The following is a 529-nucleotide window of genomic DNA, read 5'->3' as shown; positions in this document are numbered from 1 at the left end:
GCCTGGACGGCCACCTTCCGCTGGGAGCACTGCTACGGCTACGACTACCTCTATGCGGGACCGCTGTTCATCCATCAGCTCTCGCATGTGTGGATCGACTTTCGCGGTCTCCAGGACCCGTTCATGCGCAGCAAGGGAAGCGACTATTTCGAAAACAGCCGGCGCGCCACCTACGTCCAGCAACGCTACGCTATCGAAAACCCGCGTGGTTTCGACGGCTATGGCGAACATTGCTGGGGCCTTACCGCGAGCGAGGGACCGGGTCCCTCCACACTCAAGCTGAACGGTATCGAGCGCCGGTTCGAGGACTATGTCGGGCGCGGCGTCCCGTATGGTCCCGACGACGGCACGCTGGCTCCCTGGGCCATCGTAGCCTCTTTGCCGTTCGCTCCAGAAATCGTCCGACCGGCGATCGCTTTCTGCATCCATCAGGCCAAGCTCAAGGCGGCCAACGCCTATGGCTTCAAGGCAGCCTTCAATCCGACGCACCCGGGATCGCCGGATAACATCTTTGGCTGGTGGATCTCGC

The 529-nt window shown here is 62.0% G+C and carries 1 protein-coding gene; it reads left to right on the top strand.

Annotated elements, in window-relative coordinates; translation table 11 throughout:
• Positions 1-529 (top strand): glucoamylase family protein (locus MAXJ12_RS34225; RefSeq protein WP_008840849.1); only part of this gene is annotated, 529 nt, incomplete at both ends.

The sequence above is a fragment of the Mesorhizobium alhagi CCNWXJ12-2 genome (assembly GCF_000236565.1).
Classification (GTDB): domain Bacteria; phylum Pseudomonadota; class Alphaproteobacteria; order Rhizobiales; family Rhizobiaceae; genus Allomesorhizobium; species Allomesorhizobium alhagi.
Note: the sequence above shows the minus strand (reverse complement) of the source record. Positions and strands in the feature narration are given on the sequence as shown.